This is a genomic window from Mycobacterium sp. AMU20-3851 (genome assembly GCF_043974665.1).
In the GTDB taxonomy this organism is placed as follows: Bacteria; Actinomycetota; Actinomycetes; order Mycobacteriales; family Mycobacteriaceae; genus Mycobacterium.
This window is the reverse complement of the sequence record NZ_CP146371.1, coordinates 5,558,238-5,580,716: the sequence shown is the minus strand read 5'-3', so window position 1 is coordinate 5,580,716 and position 22,479 is coordinate 5,558,238. Positions and strand designations below refer to the sequence as shown.

Below are 22,479 nucleotides of genomic sequence, written 5' to 3'. Positions count from 1 at the left end.
CGGTTACTGCTCGGCCGGGGCGGGTAGTTGGGCGCCCGCGGTCAGATCCGCGAACCGGAAGTCGTATTCGTCGCGGGCCTTCAGCGGTGCGCCGGGAAAGGCGCCGGCGCTCTGCAGCAGGTCGATGGTCTCCTGCTGGATGTCGATCACCTCATCGCTGAATCCCGGAGCCTTGCTGAACCCGTCGGCCTCGGCGATCACCGCGGCGTCCTCCGGGGACACGTTCTGATCCTTGATCAGGTACTCCGAGATCCAGACGTCCTTGTTCTCGTTGAGCCACTGCTCGGCGCGGTACCAGCGGATGACGAACTCGCGGATCGCGGCGGCCTGCGCCGGATCCTGCAGCGCCACGTTGCTGGCGTACACGTAGTACAGGCCCGGGTAGGTGCCGGGCGCATTGGGGATCTCCTTGCTGCCCTTGCCTTCCGTCGAGGTCAGGTAGCGGAACCGGTCGGGCTGTTTGAGCACCGCGGCGTCGATCTGGTTGGCGCGCAGGCCGTCGGCGAATTCCGCCAGGCCCAGGTTCACCGGCTCGACGTCCTTGATGGTCAGCCCGGCCGCCTTGAGATTGCGCAGTACCAGCGCCTGCTGCGCGGTGCCCTCGTTGATGGCGATCTTCTTGCCGGCCAGGTCTTGCAGGGTCTCGATTCCCGATCCGGGGGCGGTGGCCAGTGTCATCGCGGCTCCGTCGTGCTGGACGACGCCGACGATCGGCACCCCGGCCTCGGAGTACTGGGCCAGGATGGGTGGCACGTCCCCGACCCGGCCGAGTTGGGCGTTGCCGGAGCGGATCGCCTCCAGCCGCAGCGGGCCGCTGCTGAAGTTCGCGTAGGTCACGTCGGCGCTGAGCAGGTCCTGCTCCCCGGACAGTTCGAACAGGGTCTTGAGCCGGTTCGCGTCGTCGGCGACGACGAGTTTGGTGCCCGCGGGCACCTCGACAGGCAGTGCGGCGTCCGCGGCGAGGGTGGCGCCGGGGACCGTGGGTTCGGTTGAACTGCAGGCGGTCAGCGAGGCGGCGGTGAGTGCGACGGCCGCCGCGAGGCGGAACAGGTTGGGCATGGGGTCTCCTATCAGCTTGCGGCCGCCGACGGGGCGGTGGTGAATCGGCTGGCCGGGCGGGTCAGGCCCAGGTGGTGGCGCAGGGTGGATCCGGTGTAGTCGGCGCGGAACAGGCCGCGCCGTTGCAACTCGGGTACGACGTGGTCGACGAACGCCGACAGGGAGGACGGCAGCGCCGGGGGGATGAGGTTGAAGCCGTCGGCCGCGCCGGTGCTGAACCATTCCTCGATGGTGTCGGCGACCTGCTCCGGGGTTCCGGCGAAGACCCGGTGCCCGCGGCCACCGCTGAGCCGCAGCAGCAGCTCGCGGACGGTCAGTCTGTCGTTCTGCACCATGCGTCTCACCAGCGCATACCGGCTCTTGATGAAATGTGTTCCGGTGTCCTGACTGTCGGTGAATTCCAGTTGCCGGTCGAGATCGTCGCGGGTGACCGGGAAGCCGACGATGCTGCTGAGTTGCTCGAGCCCGTAGTCGGGGACGGTGAGGTCTTCGAGCCGGCGTTTGAGGGCGTGCGACTCGGCTTCGGTGCCGCCGATGATCGTCGACAGCCCGGGCAGGATGTGTACCTCGTCGGGGTTTCGGCCGTGCCGGCGGATCCGGGCCTTCACGTCGGTGTAGAAGTCGCGGCCCTCCTCCAGGGTGGGCTGGGCGGTGAAGATGGCCTCGGCGTACCGGGTGGCGAAGTCCTTCCCGGGTTCCGAGGACCCGGCCTGGAAGAGCACCGGGCGGCCCTGCGGGGAGCGCGGCACCTCCAGTGGCCCGGCCACCGAGAAGTGCTCACCGGCGTGGTCGATGCGGTGGATCTTGTCCGGATCCACGAACCGTGGGGCGTCCTTGTCTCCGACGATGGCGTCGTCTTCCCAGCTGTCCCAGAGTTTCTGGGTGACCTGGAGGAATTCGTCGGCGCGGCGGTACCGGTGGTCGGGGTCGGGGTGGTTGGGGTAGCCGAAGTTGGCGGCCGCGTCCGCGTTGGCGGTGGTGACGATGTTCCAGCCGGCCCGGCCCTTGCTGACGTGGTCGAGGGTGGCGAAGCGGCGGGCCAGGCTGTACGGGTCGTTGTAGGTCGTCGACGCGGTCGCCACCAGGCCGATCTGGCTGGTCGCCCCGGACAGTGCGGTCACCAGGGTGAACGGGTCCAGTGCATCGAACGGCCGGAACTCGGTCTTGCCCTTCAGCACGGGGTGGTCGGCGAAGAAGATCGCGTCCAGCTTGCCGCGTTCGGCGATGCGGGCGAGTTCGACGTAGTGGTCGATGTCGGTGATTCCGGCGATCCGGGTCTCGGGGAGTCGCCAGGCGGCTTCGTGCTGGCCGATGTTGCGTAGGAATGCGTTCAGATGCAGTTGTCGTGGCGACGTTGCCATGGTGATGCGTCCTAGCCTCGGGTGCGCGTGCAGTCGTCTTCCATTCGACGTGGCTCGCTGCGCTGCGAGAACAGTTAGGATCAGCGAAATTTCAGAGGGCGCTCAGGCCGCGCAGGAGGACGGCGAGGCCGAACTCGAACGCGTCCTCGGCGCGGTCGGGCTTCGTGGCGCCGGTGGCCAGGGCGGCCGCCAGTTCCGGGCCGACCTCGGGGCTGGTGCCCCACGGTGCCGCCGGCGCGGCCGCATCGAGCGCCGAGCCGAGCACGAAGCTGTCGATCAAGGTGATGATGCGCAGGGTGTCGTCGGCGTGGAAGCCGGCCCCGGTCAGGGTCAGCGCGAGCGTGTTGTACATGGTGATGGCCTGCTCGCTGGCGACGGGGTAGGCGGTCAGCAGCGGGATCAGCCGCGGGTAGCGGGCGTAGCTTCGGCGGTAGGAACGCATGATGGCGGCGACGACGTCGATCCAGGGTCCGGTGGGTTCGGGGAGTTCGACCCCGCTCATCGCCCTCTCGCGCAGCAGTTCGATGATCTGCTCCCGGCCGGACACATGGTTGTACAGCGAGGACGGGCTGACCTTCAGCTTGCGGGCCAGCTCCGGGATGGTGAATCCGCCGCCTGCGTCGACCAGATCCATTGCAGCCGAGGCGATCCGATCGCTGGACAGGATCGCGACTTTTGGACGCCCCATGTTGGTCACTCCTGCCCTCTTTACAACGGCCTGTACGCACCCCACAATAAACGAATCTAATTCGTTTTAGGAGTTCCGACATGCAGACGCTGACCGCCCCGGCTGCCGAACCGCTGTCGCGCACCCACCCGTCGCAGCGGCCGCCGTTGCGGGTGGGCCTGGTGCAGCACCGGTGGCGTCCCGACACCGCCGAACTGACCCGGGTGCTGCGTGAGGGCATCGACCGCGCGGCCGGGGAGGGCGCCACCGCGGTGTTCCTGCCGGAGATCACGCTGCTGCGCTACCCGGCGGATGTACCCGCCGGGGTCAACCCGGGTGCGCACGCCGAAGACCTCACCGGCGGACCGACCTTCACGCTGGCGGCCGAGGCCGCCCGGGCCAACGGCATCTTCGTACACGCCTCGCTGTACGAGAAGGCCCCGGCCTCAGACGGTTTGGGCTACAACACCGCGATCCTGGTGTCACCGGCGGGGGAGTTGGTGGGGCGCACCCGCAAGACTCACATCCCTATTTCGGCGGGTTACTACGAGGACACCTACTTTCGTCCGGGCCCGGCGGAGAACGCCTACCCGGTGTACGCCCCGGACGGGCTGGGTGCCCGGATCGGGCTGCCGACGTGCTGGGACGAATGGTTTCCGGAGGTGGCCCGCAACTACTCGCTGGGCGGCGCCGAGATCGTCGTCTACCCGACGGCGATCGGCTCGGAACCGGTGTTCCCGGCCTTCGACACCCGGCCGCTCTGGCAGCACGTGATCGTCGCCAATGGCATCAGCAGCGGCCTGTTCATGGTGGTACCGAACCGCACCGGGGACGAGGGGGCACTGTCGTTCTACGGTTCCTCGTTCATCTCCGACCCATACGGGCGGGTGCTGGTGCAGGCACCCCGCGATGAGGAGGCGGTGCTGGTCGCCGATCTGGATCTGGATCAACGCCGAGACTGGTTGGAGCTCTTCCCGTTTCTGTTGACTCGCCGGCCGGACAGCTACGGGGCCCTGACCGATCCGGTCGATAGCTCGCGCCCGTACGGTGTCGGCCATGCATCGACCGCGGTCGTGAAATGACCTACCTGATGCCCGCCGAGGGAGCCCCGCAGGACCGGGTGTGGATGGCGTTCCCGTCCGCGGGCTATTCACTCGGCGACACCGCGGCCGAGCATCACGAGGCGCGTTCCGCCTGGGCTGCGGTGGCACACGCGATCGCGGAGTTCGAACCGGTCACCCTGCTGGTCGATCCGGGGGAGGTCGGTGCGGCCAAACGGTATGTCTCCCAGGACATCGAGCTGGTCGAGGTGCCGCTCAACGACGCCTGGATGCGCGATATCGGCCCCACCTTCGTGCACGCCGACGACGGATCGGTGGCGGCGGTGGACTGGGTGTTCAACGGCTGGGGTGCCCAGGACTGGGCGCGCTGGGACCACGATGCGAAGGTCGGCGCGCTGGTCGCCGAGATGGCCGGGGTGCCGGTGGTGTCCTCGGTACTGGTCAACGAGGGTGGCGGAATTCAGGTCGACGGGCGCGGCACCGTGCTGGTGACCGAGACGGTACAGCTGGACCCGGGCCGCAATCCCGGGCTCGGCAAGGCCGAGGTGGAGGCGGAGTTGCACCGCACCATCGGAGCGACCGACGTGGTGTGGCTGCCGCGCGGGCTCACCCGCGACTCGCAGCGCTTCGGCACCCGTGGGCACGTCGACATCGTCGCCGCCTTCACCGCCCCGGGTCGGTTGCTGCTGCACACTCAGACGGCTGAGGATCACTCGGATGCACTGGTATGCAAGGAAATCCGGGAGTGTCTCGCTGACCGGTTCGAGATCGTGGAGATGCCGGCACCGGATACCCTCACCGACGACGAGGGCTACGTCGACTACAGCTACATCAACCACCTGGTGGTCGACGGCGGCGTCATCGCCTGCAGCTTCGACGACCCGCGGGACGCCGACGCCGCGGCGATCCTGGCCGAACAGTACCCGGGCCGCACCGTGGTGTCGGTGGACGCCCGGGCACTGTTCGCCCGTGGCGGGGGCATTCACTGCATCACGCAGCAGCAGCCCGCCGCGCGGTGAGCGCCGAATGGCCAGTTATCGCACGTGTTCTCGCGTGGAGGGTGCGATAACTGGCCACTGGACCGCTACACCAGATTGATGGTCACCGGGATGTTGCCGCGGGTGGCCTTCGAGTAGGGGCAGACCTCATGCGCCCCGTCGACGATCGCCCGTGCGGTCTCGCGGTCGACACCCGGGATGCTCACGTTCAGCCGGGCCTCCAGGGAGAAACCGCCGTCGGCGTTGACCAGGTCGACCTCGGCGTCGACGGCGGTCTCGGCGGGCAGCTTGACCTTGTGCTGGCCCGCGACCAGACCCATCGCGCTCAGGTAGCAGGCCGACCAGCCGGCGGCGAACAGCTGCTCGGGGTTGGTGCCGTCGCCGGCGACTCCGGGCGGGGTCAGCTGGATGTCCAGCTTGCCGTCCGAGCTGTAGGACTCGCCCTGCCGGCCGCCGGTGGTGTGGGTCTGGGCGGTGTACTGAACGGTCATCGTCTGCTCCTTTGAGGTCGGATCGGCCCGGTCATCGGGCGCGACTGGCTGGTAGAACTCCGCCCGCGCAAGAACCATTCCCGATTTAATCGCGCGCGCTACAATTTCTTCATGAAGCCCAGCCCGCCCCCGCTGTCCGACTTCCTGTGCTTCGCGGTGTACTCGGCCAACCTCGCCTACGGCAAGGCCTACAAGACGATCCTGGACAAGCTCGGCATCACCTACACCCAGTACCTGGTGATCGTGGCGCTCTGGGAGGAGGACGACCAGACAGTCAGCGGGCTCGGCGAGAAACTCTTCCTGGAATCGAACACGCTGACGCCCATCCTCAAACGCCTGGAGGCGATGGGCTACCTGACCCGCCGGCGGTCCACCGAGGACGAGCGTCAGGTCGTGGTCAGCCTGACAGAGGCCGGTCGGACCCTGCGCGAACAGGGTGTGGAGATGGACCTGGTGGCCGCTACCGGGCTGTCGGCCGAGGAGTTCGCGGTCTTGCAGCGCGGCCTGGTGAAGCTGCGCGGCAACCTGCGCGCCCACGTGCAGGAAAGCGCACAACAGGGCTGAGGCGTCACCCATAATCGCGAGGTGACCGACATTGACGTACTGATCGCGGGCGCCGGCCCCATCGGCCTGACCGCCGCCATCGAACTCGTGCGCCGCGGCATTGCGGTCCGGATCGTCGACCCACTGCGCGAGCCACCTCAGTACGCCAAAGCCGTTGGTGTGCAACCCCGCACGCTCGAAGTCTTCGAGCGGATGGGCATCCTGCGGCAGATCCTCGATGCGTCGGTGCCGTTTCGGGGCCAACTCGTCTACGTCAACGGGGAGCTCACGAACCAGCTGGAGCTGTCGTTGCCCGACGATGTGCCCTTCGGCTTCATCGGACTGCCGCAGTACGCCACCGAACGGATCCTGCGCGAGAAGTTGGCCGCCCACAATGTGCCGATTGAGCGCGGGCTGGGGCTCGACAGCTTCGACCAGGACGCCGACGGTGTGACCGCGACGCTGACGGACGAGCAGGGCGCCGAGCAGACGGTACGTGCCCAGTACCTGCTCGGTGCCGACGGTGCGCACTCGATCGTCCGCAAGACGCTCGGGCTGACCTTCGAGGGTGCGGCGTTCGCCGAACAGTACATGCTCGGCGATGTCGAGGTGGACTGGTCGCTGCCGCCCGACTACAACGTCCGGGTGATGCACCAGACCGACGGCACGATCGACGACCTGCTGGTGTGCATTCCGCTGCCGGGGCGGGGGCGCTACCGGATGTCGATGCTGGTGCCCGACGAGCTGAGTGCGGACTCCGATAGCGCTGTGCAACACGGGTTTTCTGAGGGCCGGAAGCCCGAGTTGCGCCACATCCAGGCGGTCCTGGACCGGCTGTCCCCGGAACCGACTGTCGCGCGCAACCTGCGCTGGTCCTCGGTGTTCCGGATCAGCCACCGCATCGTCGACGCCTACGGCCGGGGCCGGGTGTTCGTGGCCGGCGATGCGGCGCACATCCATCCGCCGACCGGCGCGCAAGGCATGAACACCGGAATCCAGGATGCCTACAACCTGGCCTGGAAGCTGGCGCTGGCGGTGACCGGAGACGGTGCCGACGGACTGCTGGACAGCTACGACGCGGAGCGCCGTCCGGTCGGCGAGGAGGTGGTCGGCCGGACCGTGCGCAGCGCCCGCCACGGCATCGGCGCCGACTCCGACGATCCGGCCTTCGTGATCCGTCGCGAGGCGCAACTGTTGATCGACTATGCGGGCAGCCCGATTGTCGCCGAGGGCGCCGGCGGCCGCGCCCCGGATGCCCGCGGGTTGGTGCGGCCTGCGGTCGCCGATCCGGTGCGGCTGTACACCTTGCTGGCCGGAACCCGGCACACCCTGCTGTTGTATGCCGATGCCGCAACGGGTTTCGAATCGCTAGAAGCCGTGGCGGAGGCCGCGGTGGATGCCGCCCACGGCCTGCTGGATGTCTACGTCGTCGCCCATCCCGACGCCGAGGTGGATACCACCGTGCTGCCCCTGGTCCGCGACACCGGCGGGGACTTCGTCAAGGCCTACCGCGTCGACGGCACAGCGGCATTCGTGGTCCGGCCCGACGGGCAACTCGGCTATGCGGGGCCTGCGGAGTCGGCGGCACTGGTGGAGCACCTGAAGCGGACGTTTCGCTAGGGTGTCAGCATCACCTTCAGGTGATCTCCCGCCCGTGACATCGCAGCGTCATATCCTGCGGCGGCGTCGTCCAATGGCAGTGTGGTGGTGAAGATTCCGTCCGCGTCGAGCCGCCCGGACTGCAGCAGCGGTACCAGTTCCGGCCAGGTCTGCTGCACCGGGGCGGTGGTCATTCGGATGGTCAGGCTGCGGATCAGGCAGGCCAGCGCGGGCAACGGGTAGGGCTGTAGGTCGTGGACCCCCACGATGGAGACCGTCCCGCCGGTACGCACGGCGTCCAGGGCGTCGTTGATCGAGGTGTCGGTGCCGACTGCGTCGATGACCGCATCGACACCGAGGCCTCCGGTGGCCTCGCGGATCGCCGATCCGCCCGGTGGCACCACCGGGTGGGCGCCGTCGTGGCGCGCGCGCTCCCGTCGTGAGGCAACGGGATCGATCGCGTAAACCGTTGCCGCACCGAGGGTCAATGCACTGCGCAGGGCGCACATGCCGACCGCGCCGAGGCCGATCACCGCGACCGATCCGCCGAGCGGGATGTCGGCGCGTTTGGCCGCGGCCCACCCGGTGGCCAGATTGTCGGTCAGCAGCAGTGCCTGCTCGGTATTGATGCCGTCGGGCATCCGTAACAACTGGAAGTCCGCGGCGGGCACCGCCAGCAGTTCCGACTGCGCCCCGCCCAGCGCACCGGAGCCGAAGATCTGCGGGCCGTGCACGCAGCGGATGGGATCGTGCGTGGCGCATCCTGCGCAGTGACCGCAGCCCGCGACCGAGGAAACCAGAATCCGGTCACCCACCGCGAAACCGCGTACTTCCGAACCGGTTTCGACCACGGTACCCACTGCCTCGTGGCCCAGGGCGACCGGTTCGAAGATCGGGTAGTGGCCTTCGAGGAAGTGCAGGTCGGATCCGCAGATGGCGGTGGCCTCGACCCTGATGATGGCGCCGTCGGCGCCGGGTAGCTGCGGGTCCGGGCACACCTGCACGTCGACGGCCCCGGTGGCGTCGACCACCACTGAACGCATGCTCATTCCTCTCGGAAGTCCGACCAGACGGGTTCGCGGACGGCGGCGTGGTAGGCGCTCAACCGCCACGGGCTGACGGTGTGGATCTCCCCGTCGGCGTTCTTGAAGTACGAGTGTTTGATCGACGGGTGGGCCCAGACGGTCTTGCGGATCCCTTCCTGGGATCGACGGTGCCATTCGGCGGTCGGTTCCGGCAGCGGTTCGATGCTGCGCAGTTTCCCGGTGATCAACCGTTCCAGGCACTGGTCGATGTAGCGCATCTGCAGTTCGGAGTTCAGGATCAGGCTGCCGCCGTGGGCGAGGTGCGCGCCCGGGCCGTAGGTCATGAACAGGTTGGGGAAGCCCGGGACGGTGATGCTGCGGTAGGCATAGGGCCGGCTGCCCCACACCTGGTGCAGGTCGAGTCCGTCGCGGCCGGTGATGCGCATGGGGAACAGCACCTCGGTGGCCCGGAACCCGGTGGCATACACGATGATATCGACGTCGTGGGCGGTGCCGTCGGTGGTGACGACGCCGGTCGGGGTGATCTGGTCTATGGGGGTGCGCACCAGGTCGACGTTGTCGCGTTTGAGGGTGCCCAGCCAGCTGCCGTTGTCTTGCAGGGTGCGTTTGCCGGTGGCCGGATAGTCGGGGAGCACCTTGGCCAGCAGCTCGGGGTCGTCGCCGACCTGGGTGGTGATCCAGTCGGTGAACATGATGCGCGCGATCGCGTTGATCTCGGACACCGCGTTGGCCTGGTCGGCGTAATCGGGGTCGACCAGTGCTGCGTCCAGGCCCTTGTCGGCGCCGGGCCACATCAGCAGGAAGCGGTACCAACGCCCGTAGTAGGGGAGATGCTCCATGGCCCAGCGGACGCCGTCGGCGACCGGCTCGTGGTACATGGGATTGGGGAACATCCACTGTGCGGTGCGCTGGAACACCGTGAGGCTGTGCACCTTGTCGGCGATGGCCGGTGCGATCTGAAAGCCGCTTGCGCCGGCACCGATCAGGGCGAGCCGCTGGCCGGTGAGGTCGACGTCGTGGTCCCAGGCCGCGGAGTGAAAGGCCGGGCCGGTGAAGGTGTCCGCGCCGGGAAACTCGGGGAGGTGGGGGCGGTTGAGCTGGCCGACGGCGGTGATGACGGCGTGCGCGGTCAGGATGTCGGTTCCGGTGTCGACCCGCCAGACCGACTCGTCTTGATCCCAGGCCAGCGAGCGGACCTCGGTGCCGAACCGGATGTGCGGGCCGAGATCGTGGCGGTCGACCACATCGGCGAAGTACCTGCGCAGTTCGGGCTGCTCGGCGAAGAAGTGATCCCAGTGGTTGCTGGGTTCGAAGCTGTAGCAGTAGAAGTGGTTGGCGATGTCCACCCGGGCCCCGGGATAGCTGTTCTCCCACCAGGTTCCGCCGGGTCCGGCATTCTTCTCCAGGATGGTGAAACCGATGCCGGCCTGTTTGAGCCGGATGCCGGCCAGCACCCCGGATTCACCGCAGCCGATCACGATGACGTGGAAGTCCCCGGCGTCGGGGATGGCGCGGGGCCGGCGCGGGTCGATGCCGCCCAGGTCGAGTTCCTCCAGTACCAGCGGCAGGTTGTCGTCACCGACGTGTTCGCAGGCCGCCCAGTCGAGCATTTCCCGGACCAGGTCGTGGGACAGCGGTTCGGGAACGGGGCACCCGGCGTCGCGGTAGGCGGTGATCACCGGCAGCGCCTCGGCGCGGGCCCGGGCCTTGTCCTCCTCGGACATGAAGCCCTGGACCTCGTTGAGGAACATCCCGGCCTGCTTGAAGTCCCGGATGAAGCGCGGATCGCCAGTGATGTGGACCAGCGACAGCAGCAGGGTGGGGATGCTGACCTGCTCCAGGGCGGCAGCGATGTCGGCATCGGCGGTGTCGAACGGCCGTCCGGCGTGGAAGCTCCGCGTCACGGATAGTTACGCTACTGGGCGTAGCGTTAAGGGGCAAGGGGGTGTTTCGTCTGCTGTCGATGGCCATCCTGCGTGCCGGATGGCCATTTGAAATGGCCGAATGTGGCGGAGCCGCCAGTCGGATGACCGACCTGCTAGCCAGTCTGTGTATGTGCGCGGGATGGACCGCCCTCAAACACCCGACACAGAATCTGCAGGATCCGCATAGCAGCGGCGGCGACGCGGCGTTGTGTCCAACCTGTCAACCTGTCACCCCAGCGGGCCAAACTGGATCTCGTGCTAGCCATCTACCTGGACCAGAACAAGTGGAGTGGTCGGCTCGAGAGTCGCTTCAGCGCGTGCACGTGACTGACGTCGCCGCGACGTGAGAGTGTTCATGCGGCCACTCGAATCCCGGTAATTCGGAGCGAATTTCAAACAAACTCGTCTTGGGCGGGCGCACCGGGTCGCCAATCCGGCACGTTGTCGATCGTGGTTTGACTGGCCGGTGTGGGCATGGATGCGTCGAATTCGATCGGGGTCAACCGCTCGCACCTACGACGGACTCACCGGGCTGGCCGGCTTCGAGCCCGTCCGGTGGTCGTCGACACGGATAGTCACTGAAACCGCATATCGGGATTGAGTTTTGCTTAGATAGGCGACATGCATGTCCACGATGCGCGATGACCGATTCCGGCGAGTACCCGCTCACGCCGAGGCAGCAGCGGGCCTGGCTGAATTTCATGCGGGTCTATCACCGGCTCGAATATGAGGTGAACCGTCAGCTGCGCACCGAGTGCGGTCTTTCACTCTACGACTACACGGTGCTCAGTACGCTCTCCCGCGCACCGGATCGCCGCCTGCAGCTGACCGCGCTGGCGACGGTGATCGGGTGGGAACGCAGCCGGGTTTCTCACCACCTGATGCGGATGGCACGCCGCGGCCTGGTCGAGCGCACAACCTGCGACACCGACGGCCGTGGCACCGTCGTCGTCCTGACCGACGAGGGCTGGGACCGGCTCGCCGGCGCCGCCCCGGTGCATGCAGAGTGGGTGCACCGGGCGTTCTTCGCCGATCTGGATCCCGAGCATGAGGATGCCCTCGCTGACATCCTCGCCGTTGTACACGAGAGTCTGTTGCGCGAGGGCACCTTGCCGCGTCCCGACCTCTGATAGACCAGCTAAACCTGGTTCATGCCCCCGTCGACGAAGATCTCCGCACCTGTCATGAAGCTGCTCGCTTCGGAGCCGAGGAACACCACCACGGCGGCCAGTTCGGCTGGATCACCGAGCCGCTTCATCGGGTTCGTCGCCAGGCCGTCGAAGAACACCTGCCGCTGGTCTTTGTCAGGCACCAGTTCGGTGAGTCCCTCGGTCAGGATGGGACCGGGTATGACCGTGTTGACCCGGAAGCCACGGTCGCCCAACTCGGTGGCCCAGGTACGGCCGAAGGACCGGATAGCAGCCTTCGCTGCGGCGTAGGCACCGAATGCCGGGGTACCCCTGGTGGCCGCGGTGGACCCGGACAGAACGATCGAGGCACCGGGATTGAGTAGCGGCAGCGTCTTCTGCACGGTGAACACCGTGCCGCCCACGTTGCGGTTGAACGTGTCGATGAGGTGTTCGGGTGTCTCGTCCTGCAGCGTGGCGAACTCGCCGCTGCCGGCGTTGGTGAAAACGATGTCAAGGCCGGCACCGGCGTCGCGGATCACCCCGACAAGTCGGTCCAGATCCTCGGTGCTGGTGACATCGCTGGCAACACCGATGACACCGGAGCCCAGCGACGCTGCGGCGGCGTCGACGCGCTGTTGGGTACGCCCGGTTATGAACACCTTGGCGCCCTCGTCGGCGAAGGCGCGCGCCGTCGCATAGCCGATGCCGGATGTGCCGCCGGTGATCAGTGCTGTTTTTCCTTCGAGCTGAGCCATCTCGTCCTCCTGTTGTCGAAAACGCTTGTTGCGTTTCACCTCCGACAACTAGGTGACATGACACGTTATTCCGTGACATGTCACCTACTGTGGTCGTCAACTCCCACCCTGTACCCATTGCCGCACCCCTACGGCTACCAGCGTGCGCTTGTCCGCTGGTGCCGTGGGACTAGCCGACCTATGGAAAACCGATCACCTTGTCGCCGGTGGCGACTAACCAAAAGCAGCCGGGGTTCCGCTGGTTACCGGCGCCGGCTTCTCCCCGACGCCGACGATATCCAGATCGCCTGGGTGGTGCCTGAGAGCCATCCCGGGGGTCTGGCGTCCTGCAGCCATCCGGATCACGCACCGAACCGTGGCCCCATACGAGGGCACCCAGTCCGGCAGAGGACGTGCTTCGATGGGCGAGCCGGGGCGCCGAGGCAGCTGCGCCGGAGCACAGGCCTGCAACGCGGTTCCGCGATGAGGTACCCAGCCGGGCGCGTGCCGACCGGGGGGTCAGGCGGCCTGCTCGACGAGCGCGGCGATGACGGTTGCCAGCGCCGCGTTTGCCGAGTCGGCGGAGACCTCACCGGCGATGACGGCACGCGCCAGTGCATCGGCAGCCCCCAACATCGCGTGAATTGCCGCGTCGGGAATCTCGCCGCTTCGAGCGAATGGCAGCAGCGCCGAGCGACACTTTCCACCGAACGACTGGTCAGCCTCGCGGCGTATGCGGTCCAGTTCGGGCGAACCCGCAAGGGCGGCAACGAGTCCGGGCAGTTCGGTGCCCTCACTTCGCGCACACCCGATATAGGCGTCGGCAATGGTCTGAGCGACCGCGACAAGATCACCGGGTGCGGCGGACAGCGCCGCATCCAGTGCCGCGTGCTGGCGATCATCGAACGCACGGTAGAGCTCGGCCAGTACCGCGGCACGCGTGCCGAAGTGGTTGTAGACCAGCGGCTTGGCCACCCCGGCGCGTTCTGCGATCCGCGCCAGCGTCAGCGCGTCGCTGCCATCCGCCCGGATGAGCTCCTGGGCGACATCGAGGAGCTGGGCATGCCGCCGGTCTTTCGACATGCGCTTTTTGACCGCATCCGCCATGGGTGGCCCGCACTCCTCTCCCGTGCTAAGTTACGAATAGTAAGTTACTGATCGTAAGTTCTACAGACATTACCGGGAGACATCATGCATTCGCTCGTTCTCTTCGCGCATCCACAACCCGAGTCGCTGACCGCTGCTGCGGCACGCGCACTGGCCGCCGAGCTCAGCACGGGTGATGGTGACACCGCTGAGGTGGCCGATATTGCCGGCGAGGGTTTCGATCCGCGCTTCACCGCCACCGATCTGGCGGCGATGAGGGGGCAGAACCCGGTTGCCGCCGACGTGCGCCGCGAACAGGAGCGGGTGGAGCGCGCAGACGCGGTTGTGCTTGTCTACCCGGTTTATTGGTGGGGCATGCCTGGATTGCTCAAGGGCTGGATCGACCGGGTGGTCAGTTACGGATGGGCCTACGGCGATGACGAGGTGCACGCGGATGCGCTCGCGCGACGGGACATCCACCTGCTGGCACTGGCCGGTGTCGACTCCGGGACCTATGACCGTCACGGTTATACCGAGTCGATGCGCACCGGCATCGAACACGGGATCTTCGAATACTGCGGCACCACGGTCGCATCGTCACACGTCATCTACAACACCGAGGGCAGTGCACCGATCTCGTTGGCGGACAACATTGCCGCGGTCGCCAAGGATGTGATGACGGCGCATGAACAGCGTTTGTGCAAGACTGGAGTGGGTTCGTCCTGACGCCGGCAGGCGCTCAGTGCGCCTCAGACGTGCCCGCGGTGAGGAACGTCCGGCGCTGTCGTCGAGACGAAGCCGTCGATAAGGTCGACGACCTCGGTGGGCGCTTCGACCTGAGCGAAATGCCCGACACCGGGCAGGATTTCGAGGCGGCAGTCCGGCCGGACTTCCAGTGCGGAGTAGGCGTGGTCGACCGGGATGATGTTGTCGTCCTCCCCCAGATCGCCAGTACCGGCTGCGGACTTGACCGCCGCGACCACGTAGTTCGGCACCGAATACCGAGGCGCCTGCGGCGCAGTCAAGAAACTCGTACTGGGTAACCGTGCTGTCGTCGAGGGCGAACATGTGGCGGTAGTCATCGAGACCGCGAGCAGTAACCGCGATGCCGGGTGGCTGTTGATCCTCGAATCTGCTCATTAGTAAGACCCTTTACTACGGACGGACGTAGTACTACAGTCGATAGTAGTTAGGCAACTCAATGTGGAGGTGCGAAATGACTGACGAACTCATGGGGAGCGCTCTTCTAGCGGGCGCAATCACTTTGGCTGGCGGCGCCATCGGCGCTGGGGTCGGAGACGGCCTTGCCGGATCGAAATTCATCGAGGGAGTAGCTCGACAGCCGGAGGCCCAGAGCCGCCTGTTCACCCCATTCTTGATCACAGTCGGACTTGTCGAAGCAACGTTCTTCATCAACGTCGCCTTCATGGCACTGTTTGTTTTCGCCACACCCCAGTAGTAGCGCATGGGCGGCGCTGCGTGGTTGCCTGACTCAGGGCGACATTCCTGTAATCACGCACGTCCGCGCGACTCGCGCGTCCGGGTAGACCCGCATCTGTCGGCGGTGAGGCCGAACCGACCCTCTGGCTCGACAAAGGCTGCCGGTTTACCGACGAAACGCCGACGAATGAGGAGAGTCCATGATCGACGAACCATCGACGGTGGATGGTCAGCGCGGCGGCAGAGTTCGAGCGCGTAGCGCCATCGGACACTATGCGCGCTTGCTGACGCCCGATGCCGTGGCTGCTGCGCGGCTACCGCTGGAGCGTGATCTACCGCTACGCGTGGCGAATGCGGCGCAACGTGCAGCGCGGAGGCACCGTTCGGAGCGTATGCGCAGTCTCCTCGCCTCACCGGGCGGGGGTTTGAGCTGGCGGTCGGCGCCAAAACCAGGATCGCCCGGCCCGTGGGGCGCTGTGGCGCGGCCGCTGGCCGTGGCCACCTGCGACGTCGATCGCGCCATGATGTTGGGCCGCACCGTCTTTCCTCTACCGCTGCATCTGGGACACGAATGCGCGGCCGAAGTGGTGGAGGTTGGGACGGAGGTGGCCACCGTGCGTCCGGGGGACCGGGTCGTGGTCCCGTTCCAGATCAACTGCGGGCACTGCCTGCCATGTCGGCGAGGCCACACCGGAAGCTGTCTGTCGGTGCCTCCGACGTCGATGTACGGGTTTGGTCTTGCGGGTGGTTGTTGGGGCGGGGCGATCGCCGACTTCATGGCGGTTCCGTTCGCCGACGCGATGCTGGTGAAAATCCCCGACGCAGTGACGCCGGCCGCGGCTGCGGGTGCCGCCGACAACATCAGCGACTGCTACCGGCAGGTGGCGCCGCACCTGCCCGCCCTGCTCGCCGACGACCCCGATGCCGAGGTGCTCATCGTCGGGCGGATCGAGCGTCGGCACCCATTCACCTCAAGTGCGGTGCTGTTCACGGCGTTGATTGCCCGGGCTTTGGGGGCGCGGCGGGTCAGCGTGGTCGACACGTGGCCTGCGCTTCGCGAGCGGGCCGAGACACTGGGATTCCAGTTCTGGGACCCCCGACAGCCGAAGCTGTGGCCGGTTGCTGCTCTCACTGTGGATGCGACCGGAAGCAGAGATGGGCTGCGGAACGTGTTGCAGCACACCGCGCCTGATGGGATCTGCTCAAGTGTGTGGTCGCTGCACCGCCGGGTCGCGGTGCCGTTGGCAGCCTGCTATGTCCGAAACGTCACGCTGCACATAGGCCGTGCCCACGTTCGCGCCGTCCTCCCAGAGGTCCTTGACCTGATGACTTGCGGGCAGTTCGTACCCGAGCAAGTGACGACCAACGTGGCTTCCATCGATGACGCTCCCGAGGCGCTTCGCGACCATTGTTTCGGCGACGCTCTCAAAACCGTCCTGATCGCGTAACAGTGCGATGCGTGACGGTTGTGATCGCCGTGCCGAACCTGCGTCACTCGTCTCGGCTCGGCCGAACTCAACGTCCTCGCCGAGCCCGCGATCGAACAGTCAAAGGGTGCTACGCGTCATCTACCGCATCGATGACGCCGTAGCTTGGCGCGAGATCCTGCCCCTACGGAGCGTCTTCGACGAACTCCTCATGACAGTGAACACACCCGAGTCTCCGAACCCGAAGACGCCTGACAACGCCTCCGGTGAAGTCCGGCCAGCCGACGATAGCGGCCACGCGGGACACGTTGCGCAATCCTGCACCCCACCGCACCGTTCCAACTTCCGCCACTTGATGCGAAACCGCTCAGCCATCTCCGGAACAATCTTGAAAAAACGCGGTTTAGGAGCTGCGCCGTTCTCCATCCAGTTTGACGATCGACACCGCCGCCGCTGTCTAGTAGTAGTCGCCACTGCCAATGCACCGAGACGGTCAGTGGGAGAAGTCGATTGCGAAAGTCAATGGCGGTGTCTCAAGCCGCATTGCAAAGCAATGTGTTGAGGAGGCTGTGTGGGGCCGCCCTTAGCCTCTGGGTGTCTTCATGAAATCTTCACGAAAACCGGAGGAGACGCATACTCGCGGGTCTGACGCTGGAGTAGTGGGCGCCCACCAGTGGCGTCCTGGTGTTGTGTGTAGTCGAATTAGTCTAGGAAGGGTGTGCGCTGATGCAGCACAATCGATTTGGATACGGGTTGGTGGCGTTGGCGACGTCCACCCTGGTGCTAAGTGCTTGTTCGGGTGGATCAACGACCAGCGAATCGAGCACCGCTGCCGCCTCGTCGTCGGCATCCAGTTCGGTAACCACCTCAGCCGACGCCGGTACGCACAACGACGCGGACGTGGCCTTTGCGCAGGGAATGATTCCCCACCACGAGCAGGCAGTGGAGATGAGCGACATGCTTTTGAGCAAGCAAGGCGTGGATCCCGCGGTGGTGTCGCTGGCCAATGAGATCAAGGCTGCACAGGCACCTGAGATCGAGAAGATGCAGGGCTGGTTGCAGCAGTGGGGCGCGTCGTCTACGCCGAGCACGAGTAACTCCGATATGCCGGGGCACAACATGCCCGGCCACGATATGTCCGGTGGGGGGATGGGTGACATGCCGGATATGGGCGGCAGTGGTCACGGCATGATGTCGGAAGAAGATATGGCTGCGCTGCAGAATGCTCAGGGTGCCGAAGCCGGCAGTTTGTTCCTGGAGCAGATGATCGAGCACCATGAGGGCGCGGTCACGATGGCCCAGCAGGAGATCGATAACGGGCAGTTCCCGGCGGCGGTCGACATGGCCCGCAGCATTGTGACGTCTCAGCAGGCCGAAATCGACGAGATGCGTGCTCTGTTGGACAAGTAGACGGTCCAGTCCGTTTCACTAGCGGTCGGCGTCCTGCCCGACAGGCACATCGCTACGCGATGCGACGGGTAGTTCGACGGTAAAGGTCGCGCCATGTCCTGGCCCGGCGCTGGACACCGCGATCGTGCCTGAGTGTGCTTCGACGAGGGCCTTGGCGATGGCCAGGCCGAGGCCGGCGCCGCCATGTCCGCGGTCGCGGGCGGCGTCGGCACGATAGAACCGGTCAAAGATTCGCGGCAGATGTTCTTCGGCGATCCCTTCGCCGTCGTCGGCCACGGTGAGAATGACATGCTCACCGTGATGGGCGCACGTGAGTTCGACGGTCCCTCCGGCGGGGGTGTGCAGCAGGGCGTTGTCGATGAGATTTCCGAGGACTTGGGCCAGGCGTTGCTCATCACCCCACAGTGCCGGCAACGCGTGGGGTTGGTTGAGCCGGATGGCGACACCTTTGTTGTCGTAGCGTTCCTGGGCTGCGGCGATGCAGCGACGTGCGACATTTCCGACATCGATCATGTTAGGCGACAGCGTGAATGAGCTCTCCTCGGCTTTGGCCAGCGCGGCGACGTCTTCGGAGAAGCGCACGAGCCGCCGGGTTTGATCGCGCAGCATGGCCGCGGTGGCCGGGGTCAGGGTGCGCACGCCGTCTTCGAGGGCTTCGATGTAGGCCTCCAGGACGGCTACGGGGGTGCGGATTTCGTGGGCGAGGTCGCCGAAGAGGCGCTGACGCGTCGAGTCGACTGTCTGCAGTCGCGATGCCATTTGGTTGAAGGCCACGGCGAGCGCGTCGAAGTCCTCGCCAAGATTTGGTGGTGACACTCTGGTGTCGTAGTGCCCTTTGGCGACGGCTTTGGCGGCCAGGGCGACCTCGGTGACCGATCGTTGTAGGCGCCGGCTGACGTAGAAGCTGACGGCGAGGGCAACGAGCGCCGAGACCGCTACCGCGACCCCGATCGATATGACGGTCGCGTACCCGTAAGCCTCTTCGGCGTGGACTTCCTCCATGGAATTCGGTGGCACGCCGGCTTGGTGAAGGTGTTCGCGAAACAGGGGTGGTCCGACGATGGTGGCGACGGCGGTGGTGGTCAGCGCTCCGGTGATGACCACGATTGCCTGGGCTGCCAGCAGCCGCAGGCCGATGCCCGGGCGGCGGGATCGCGCCGGCACCGGTGAGGGTGTGCTCATTGCCCGGTGCCCATGCGGTAACCCACGCCGCGCACGGTGGCGATGTAGCGCGGTTGGGCCGCGTCGTCGCCGAGTTTGCGTCGCAGGTGTCCGATGTGGACGTCGACAAGGTGTTCGTTGCCGACCCACGGGCCGTCGCGCACTATTTCGAGGAGTTGGCGGCGGCTGAGCACCACACCGGGCCGACCGGATAGGGCCTCCAGGATGTCGAACTCGGTGCGGGTGAGCAGTATCGGGTCGTCGTCGAGGCGCACTTCGCGGGCGTCGACATTGATGCTCAGGGCCCCGAACTGTCTGGGCGGTGTGGGCTGATGCCCGGTGCCGGTCGCGGCAGGTGCGGTGTGCAGGATGCGGGGGCGGCGCAGCATGGCCCGGATCCGGGCGACGAGCTCGCGTGGGCTGAACGGTTTGGTGATGTAGTCGTCGGCGCCGACGGTAAGACCGAGGACGGTGTCGATTTCGGCGTCGCGGGCGGTCAGCATTACGACGTAGGCATCCGAGAAGGTCCGCAGCTGTCGGCAGACCTCCAGGCCGTCGATGCCTGGTAAGCCGAGGTCAAGGATGACGACGTCGGGATCGAGCTCGCGCGCGACGGTGATGGCGTCGATACCGTTGTCGGCGACGATGGCTTCGAACTGTTCACGTTCCAGGTAGCTGGCGACGACTTCGGCCAGCGGCACCTCGTCGTCGACGACGAGTGCCCGATAGCCCTTGGCCGGCGCCGAAGACGGTGCTGCGGGGTGCTCCATGCGTTTTATGGTGCCTGCTCGCGAACGGTTCGCGCTGATCCGAAGCGCCCATGAGGCCGATCTTGAGCGGATCTTCACACAACACTTACCGAACCCCGAGGGTGTTCTCGCCAAGCTGGTACGGGCGGCGTGTCAGGTTGCGATGCGCAGCGCGGCATTTTCAGCAAACGATCCGCCAGGGCGGGCCGCCTAGAGGTCCCAGGGTTATCTCCGGACTGAAACCGTAAATAACCCGACATTTCATGGCGCGAAGCCTGTCTGGGGCATGGCCCGGCCGACGGCGAGAGTGTCTGGTTGTGTGGTGATTTCAATGACGGGAGGGGTACCCGGAGTGGGCGGTGTTGGCGACTCGGCGCAACATCGCGGGCAGGTTACAACCCAGTGTCGACTACGGAGCCGCGTCACCTTTGATGGCTGCGCTGTTACGGTTGGCAACATCGTGGATATTTCCAGCGCGACTTCGGCGCGGCGACGACGAGCAGTCGTGGCCGCAGCGATCGCGTTCTGGATCGCAATCGTCGGGGCCGAATCCGCGCTGGTGGGCATGCAGTCTGCGCCGGACCCACACGGACCGCACGCGCTGATCGCCCACGGTGCTGATGCATCGGTGCTGGTCGCCGTTGAGCATCCGCATGTGTCCCGCGGCGGGGCCCCACTCGCTCCGGACACCTTCGCCGAAGCAGTGCTGCCGCGCGCAACGATGACGCTGCTGGTGCTCGCCCTGGTGGCGTTTCTCGTCGGTGTCCCGTTGTTGTGGCGGCACCGGGTGACAGCGGCGCCTCGGGGCCCTCCGCGGGCGAGATCGCACACCTTGTCGGGGCGAGACGTCCTCGCTCAGTTCTGCATCGCGCGCCGCTGATCGGTTGATATGAATTGAGTTAGTCCTTCACAAACGCCTCCGGAGGTGCCAGGAAGGGATTGTCAAAGATTCCTTTCGAGGGGCCTGAGCGTTGGCGCGCTCTGGTTCCTCCTGACACGCCCCGGAGGTGTTGTTGTGTCTGTCCAAAGTGCTCCAGCCACGATGTCCACAATCGTTGTTGCTATCGATGTCGGCAAGACCTCGTTGATGGTTTCGGCCACCGACGAGGGCCGTCATCAGTTGATGGGTCCGGTTGAATTCGCGATGACTCGCTCAGGTCTGGTGGCAGTGACCGACCGCGTGCTGGCGCTGGCGCCGTCGCGCCCACAGGTCACGGTAGGTGTGGAGGCTGCGGGCCACTACCACCGGCCGGTGGCTGATTATCGGTGGCCACCGGCGTGGAAAGTTATGGAGCTCAACCCCGCCCATGTGGCCGAGCAGCGCCGTGTGATGGGCCGGCGTCGACTCAAGACCGACAAGATCGACGTGGAGGCGATCACCGAGTTGGTGCTGGCCGGTCGCGGCCAGGTGATCGGCGAGCGCGAGATGCTCATCGGCGAGATGGCGGCGTGGGCGCAGCACCGGTCACGGCGGGTCGCTACCCGCTCGGCCACCAAAAATCAGCTACTCAGTCAGCTTGATCGGGCGTTTCCTGGGCTGACGTTGGCATTGCCGGATGTGCTGGGCACCAAGATCGGACGACTGGTCGTCGCTGAGTTCACCGATCCAGCCCGGTTGACGGCGTTGGGTGTGAATCGGTTAATCCGCTTCGCTGCGGTCCGCGATGTCCAGTTACGCCGTCCTGTCGCCGAGCGTCTGGTCACTGCAGCCAAGGATGCGTTGCCCACTCGCGACGCAGCGGTGGCTCGGCGCGTGCTGGCCACTGACGTGGCTTTGTTGGCCGACTTGGATGCCCGGATCAACGATGCCGAGACTGAACTGGCACGGCTTTTGCCGCTGAGCCCATTCAGCACGCTGACCTCAGTGCCGGGCTGGGGAGTGGTCCGCGCCTCCAATTACGCAGCAGCCCTCGGTAATCCGGCCCGATGGCCGGGGTCCAAGCAGGTCTATCGCGCGTCGGGACTATCTCCGATGCAGTACGAGTCCGCGAACAAGCGACGAGACGGTTCAATCAGCCGCGAAGGCAGCGTGGCGCTGCGTCGAGCATTGATCGATCTCGGCATGGGATTGTGGCTCACCGAACCCGCGGCCAAGTCCTACGCCGACGGGCTTAAGAACCGCGGCAAGCGCGGTGGCGTCATCGCCTGCGCGCTGGCACATCGCGCCAACCGCATCGCTCACGCCCTGGTCCGCGACCACGCTGTCTACGACCCCACCCGCTGGATCTGACAATCCACGCTCCTGCTGAGAAAGGAACGTTGTCCTGCACCCTTCACAATCCTCGTCGGTAGTGCCACGCTGAACAGGCGGGACGAAGGGCCGGATCAGATGCCGCATCGGTTATGGCGGGCCCCCTTAAGGGTTACGCCGCCGCTAACTTGGCACCCGGCCCTTCGCCTCCACGGAGAGCCCGAACGACGCCAGATGACCCGCTCAGAGGTCGTATAAGTCAACGTGGGCGCCAGGACCCGACCTACTCCAGACACCGTCGACATCACAGCAGCCACTTCAACGCATCCCGAACTGGATGCCGCTCCATCATGCCCATCCAAAGCCTTGACACGACCTACAGCCAGTTAGCGCCAGGTGTT

21 protein-coding genes and 1 pseudogene are annotated in these 22,479 nt (G+C 66.1%); 11 read left to right on the top strand and 11 right to left on the bottom strand.

Features of this window, described 5'->3' with window-relative positions; translation table 11 throughout:
• Positions 1-3: 3 nt before the first annotated feature.
• From V4U86_RS26805 to V4U86_RS26795, 3 genes are all read right to left on the bottom strand, one after another.
• On the bottom strand, positions 4-1,059 hold the full coding sequence (locus tag V4U86_RS26805; RefSeq protein ID WP_395308869.1) for an ABC transporter substrate-binding protein: 1,056 nt from the start codon (positions 1,057-1,059) through the stop codon (positions 4-6).
• Between the two features lie 11 nt (positions 1,060-1,070).
• Positions 1,071-2,420, bottom strand: a complete 1,350-nt coding sequence (locus tag V4U86_RS26800) for an LLM class flavin-dependent oxidoreductase (RefSeq protein WP_395308868.1) — start codon at positions 2,418-2,420, stop codon at positions 1,071-1,073.
• A gap of 91 nt (positions 2,421-2,511) precedes the next feature.
• On the bottom strand, positions 2,512-3,108 hold the full coding sequence (locus V4U86_RS26795; RefSeq protein ID WP_395308867.1) for a TetR/AcrR family transcriptional regulator C-terminal domain-containing protein: 597 nt from the start codon (positions 3,106-3,108) through the stop codon (positions 2,512-2,514).
• 80 nt (positions 3,109-3,188) lie between these two features.
• Here V4U86_RS26795 and V4U86_RS26790 point away from each other — a divergent pair, with 80 nt between their 5' ends.
• Both V4U86_RS26790 and V4U86_RS26785 read left to right on the top strand, forming a co-directional pair.
• Positions 3,189-4,169, top strand: a complete 981-nt coding sequence (locus tag V4U86_RS26790) for a nitrilase-related carbon-nitrogen hydrolase (RefSeq protein ID WP_395308866.1) — start codon at positions 3,189-3,191, stop codon at positions 4,167-4,169.
• Positions 4,166-5,167 carry an agmatine deiminase family protein gene (locus tag V4U86_RS26785; RefSeq protein WP_395308865.1) on the top strand — a complete coding sequence of 334 codons (1,002 nt, stop codon included), beginning with the start codon at positions 4,166-4,168 and terminating at the stop codon, positions 5,165-5,167. Before V4U86_RS26790 ends, V4U86_RS26785 begins: the two co-directional genes overlap by 4 nt.
• A gap of 65 nt (positions 5,168-5,232) precedes the next feature.
• On the opposite strand, the gene V4U86_RS26780 is transcribed toward V4U86_RS26785, so the two are convergent.
• Positions 5,233-5,637, bottom strand: a complete 405-nt coding sequence (locus tag V4U86_RS26780) for an organic hydroperoxide resistance protein (RefSeq protein WP_395308864.1) — start codon at positions 5,635-5,637, stop codon at positions 5,233-5,235.
• 111 nt (positions 5,638-5,748) lie between these two features.
• Here V4U86_RS26780 and V4U86_RS26775 point away from each other — a divergent pair, with 111 nt between their 5' ends.
• On the top strand, positions 5,749-6,201 hold the full coding sequence (locus V4U86_RS26775) for a MarR family winged helix-turn-helix transcriptional regulator (RefSeq protein WP_395308863.1): 453 nt from the start codon (positions 5,749-5,751) through the stop codon (positions 6,199-6,201).
• Between the two features lie 21 nt (positions 6,202-6,222).
• A complete protein-coding gene (locus V4U86_RS26770) occupies positions 6,223-7,800 on the top strand; it encodes an FAD-dependent monooxygenase (protein WP_395308862.1) in 1,578 nt (525 codons plus the stop codon).
• On the opposite strand, the gene V4U86_RS26765 is transcribed toward V4U86_RS26770, so the two are convergent.
• Together V4U86_RS26765 and V4U86_RS26760 are read right to left on the bottom strand one after the other, a co-directional pair.
• A complete protein-coding gene (locus V4U86_RS26765; protein WP_395308861.1) occupies positions 7,797-8,822 on the bottom strand; it encodes an alcohol dehydrogenase catalytic domain-containing protein in 1,026 nt (341 codons plus the stop codon). The genes V4U86_RS26770 and V4U86_RS26765 overlap by 4 nt on opposite strands.
• A 2-nt stretch (positions 8,823-8,824) precedes the next feature.
• Complete coding sequence (locus tag V4U86_RS26760; RefSeq protein WP_395308860.1) at positions 8,825-10,729, bottom strand: flavin-containing monooxygenase; 1,905 nt, start codon at positions 10,727-10,729, stop codon at positions 8,825-8,827.
• Between the two features lie 662 nt (positions 10,730-11,391).
• On the opposite strand from V4U86_RS26760, the gene V4U86_RS26755 reads away from it, so the two are divergent.
• Positions 11,392-11,880: a MarR family winged helix-turn-helix transcriptional regulator gene (locus V4U86_RS26755; protein ID WP_395308859.1), complete on the top strand. Its 489-nt coding sequence runs from the start codon at positions 11,392-11,394 to the stop codon at positions 11,878-11,880.
• A gap of 8 nt (positions 11,881-11,888) precedes the next feature.
• On the opposite strand, the gene V4U86_RS26750 is transcribed toward V4U86_RS26755, so the two are convergent.
• Both V4U86_RS26750 and V4U86_RS26745 read right to left on the bottom strand, forming a co-directional pair.
• Positions 11,889-12,635 carry an SDR family oxidoreductase gene (locus V4U86_RS26750; protein WP_395308858.1) on the bottom strand — a complete coding sequence of 249 codons (747 nt, stop codon included), beginning with the start codon at positions 12,633-12,635 and terminating at the stop codon, positions 11,889-11,891.
• Positions 12,636-13,133: 498 nt separating this feature from the next.
• The gene (locus V4U86_RS26745) at positions 13,134-13,721 is read right to left on the bottom strand and encodes a TetR/AcrR family transcriptional regulator (RefSeq protein WP_395308857.1); all 588 of its coding nucleotides are present in this window, start codon (positions 13,719-13,721) and stop codon (positions 13,134-13,136) included.
• Between the two features lie 84 nt (positions 13,722-13,805).
• On the opposite strand from V4U86_RS26745, the gene V4U86_RS26740 reads away from it, so the two are divergent.
• Positions 13,806-14,426 carry an NAD(P)H-dependent oxidoreductase gene (locus tag V4U86_RS26740; protein ID WP_395308856.1) on the top strand — a complete coding sequence of 207 codons (621 nt, stop codon included), beginning with the start codon at positions 13,806-13,808 and terminating at the stop codon, positions 14,424-14,426.
• 23 nt (positions 14,427-14,449) lie between these two features.
• Here V4U86_RS26740 and V4U86_RS26735 read toward each other — a convergent pair.
• A pseudogene (locus tag V4U86_RS26735) lies at positions 14,450-14,658 on the bottom strand (alpha/beta fold hydrolase); the annotation flags it as partial.
• Between the two features lie 258 nt (positions 14,659-14,916).
• Between V4U86_RS26735 and V4U86_RS26730 the strand changes: the two are divergent.
• From V4U86_RS26730 to V4U86_RS26720, 3 genes are all read left to right on the top strand, one after another.
• Positions 14,917-15,159, top strand: coding sequence for a F0F1 ATP synthase subunit C (locus V4U86_RS26730; protein WP_395308855.1), 243 nt, complete (start codon positions 14,917-14,919; stop codon positions 15,157-15,159).
• A gap of 181 nt (positions 15,160-15,340) precedes the next feature.
• Positions 15,341-16,588: a zinc-dependent alcohol dehydrogenase gene (locus tag V4U86_RS26725; protein ID WP_395308854.1), complete on the top strand. Its 1,248-nt coding sequence runs from the start codon at positions 15,341-15,343 to the stop codon at positions 16,586-16,588.
• 705 nt (positions 16,589-17,293) lie between these two features.
• A complete protein-coding gene (locus V4U86_RS26720; RefSeq protein ID WP_395308853.1) occupies positions 17,294-17,977 on the top strand; it encodes a DUF305 domain-containing protein in 684 nt (227 codons plus the stop codon).
• Positions 17,978-17,995: 18 nt separating this feature from the next.
• On the opposite strand, the gene V4U86_RS26715 is transcribed toward V4U86_RS26720, so the two are convergent.
• Positions 17,996-19,159, bottom strand: a complete 1,164-nt coding sequence (locus tag V4U86_RS26715; protein WP_395308852.1) for a sensor histidine kinase — start codon at positions 19,157-19,159, stop codon at positions 17,996-17,998.
• Positions 19,156-19,908, bottom strand: a complete 753-nt coding sequence (locus V4U86_RS26710) for a response regulator (protein ID WP_395308851.1) — start codon at positions 19,906-19,908, stop codon at positions 19,156-19,158. Before V4U86_RS26710 ends, V4U86_RS26715 begins: the two co-directional genes overlap by 4 nt.
• A gap of 484 nt (positions 19,909-20,392) precedes the next feature.
• On the opposite strand from V4U86_RS26710, the gene V4U86_RS26705 reads away from it, so the two are divergent.
• Entirely contained in the window at positions 20,393-20,767 is a 375-nt protein-coding gene (locus tag V4U86_RS26705) for a hypothetical protein (RefSeq protein ID WP_395308850.1), read from the top strand.
• A 135-nt stretch (positions 20,768-20,902) separates the two neighbouring features.
• A complete protein-coding gene (locus tag V4U86_RS26700) occupies positions 20,903-22,117 on the top strand; it encodes an IS110 family transposase (RefSeq protein WP_395307615.1) in 1,215 nt (404 codons plus the stop codon).
• Positions 22,118-22,479 lie beyond the last annotated feature (362 nt).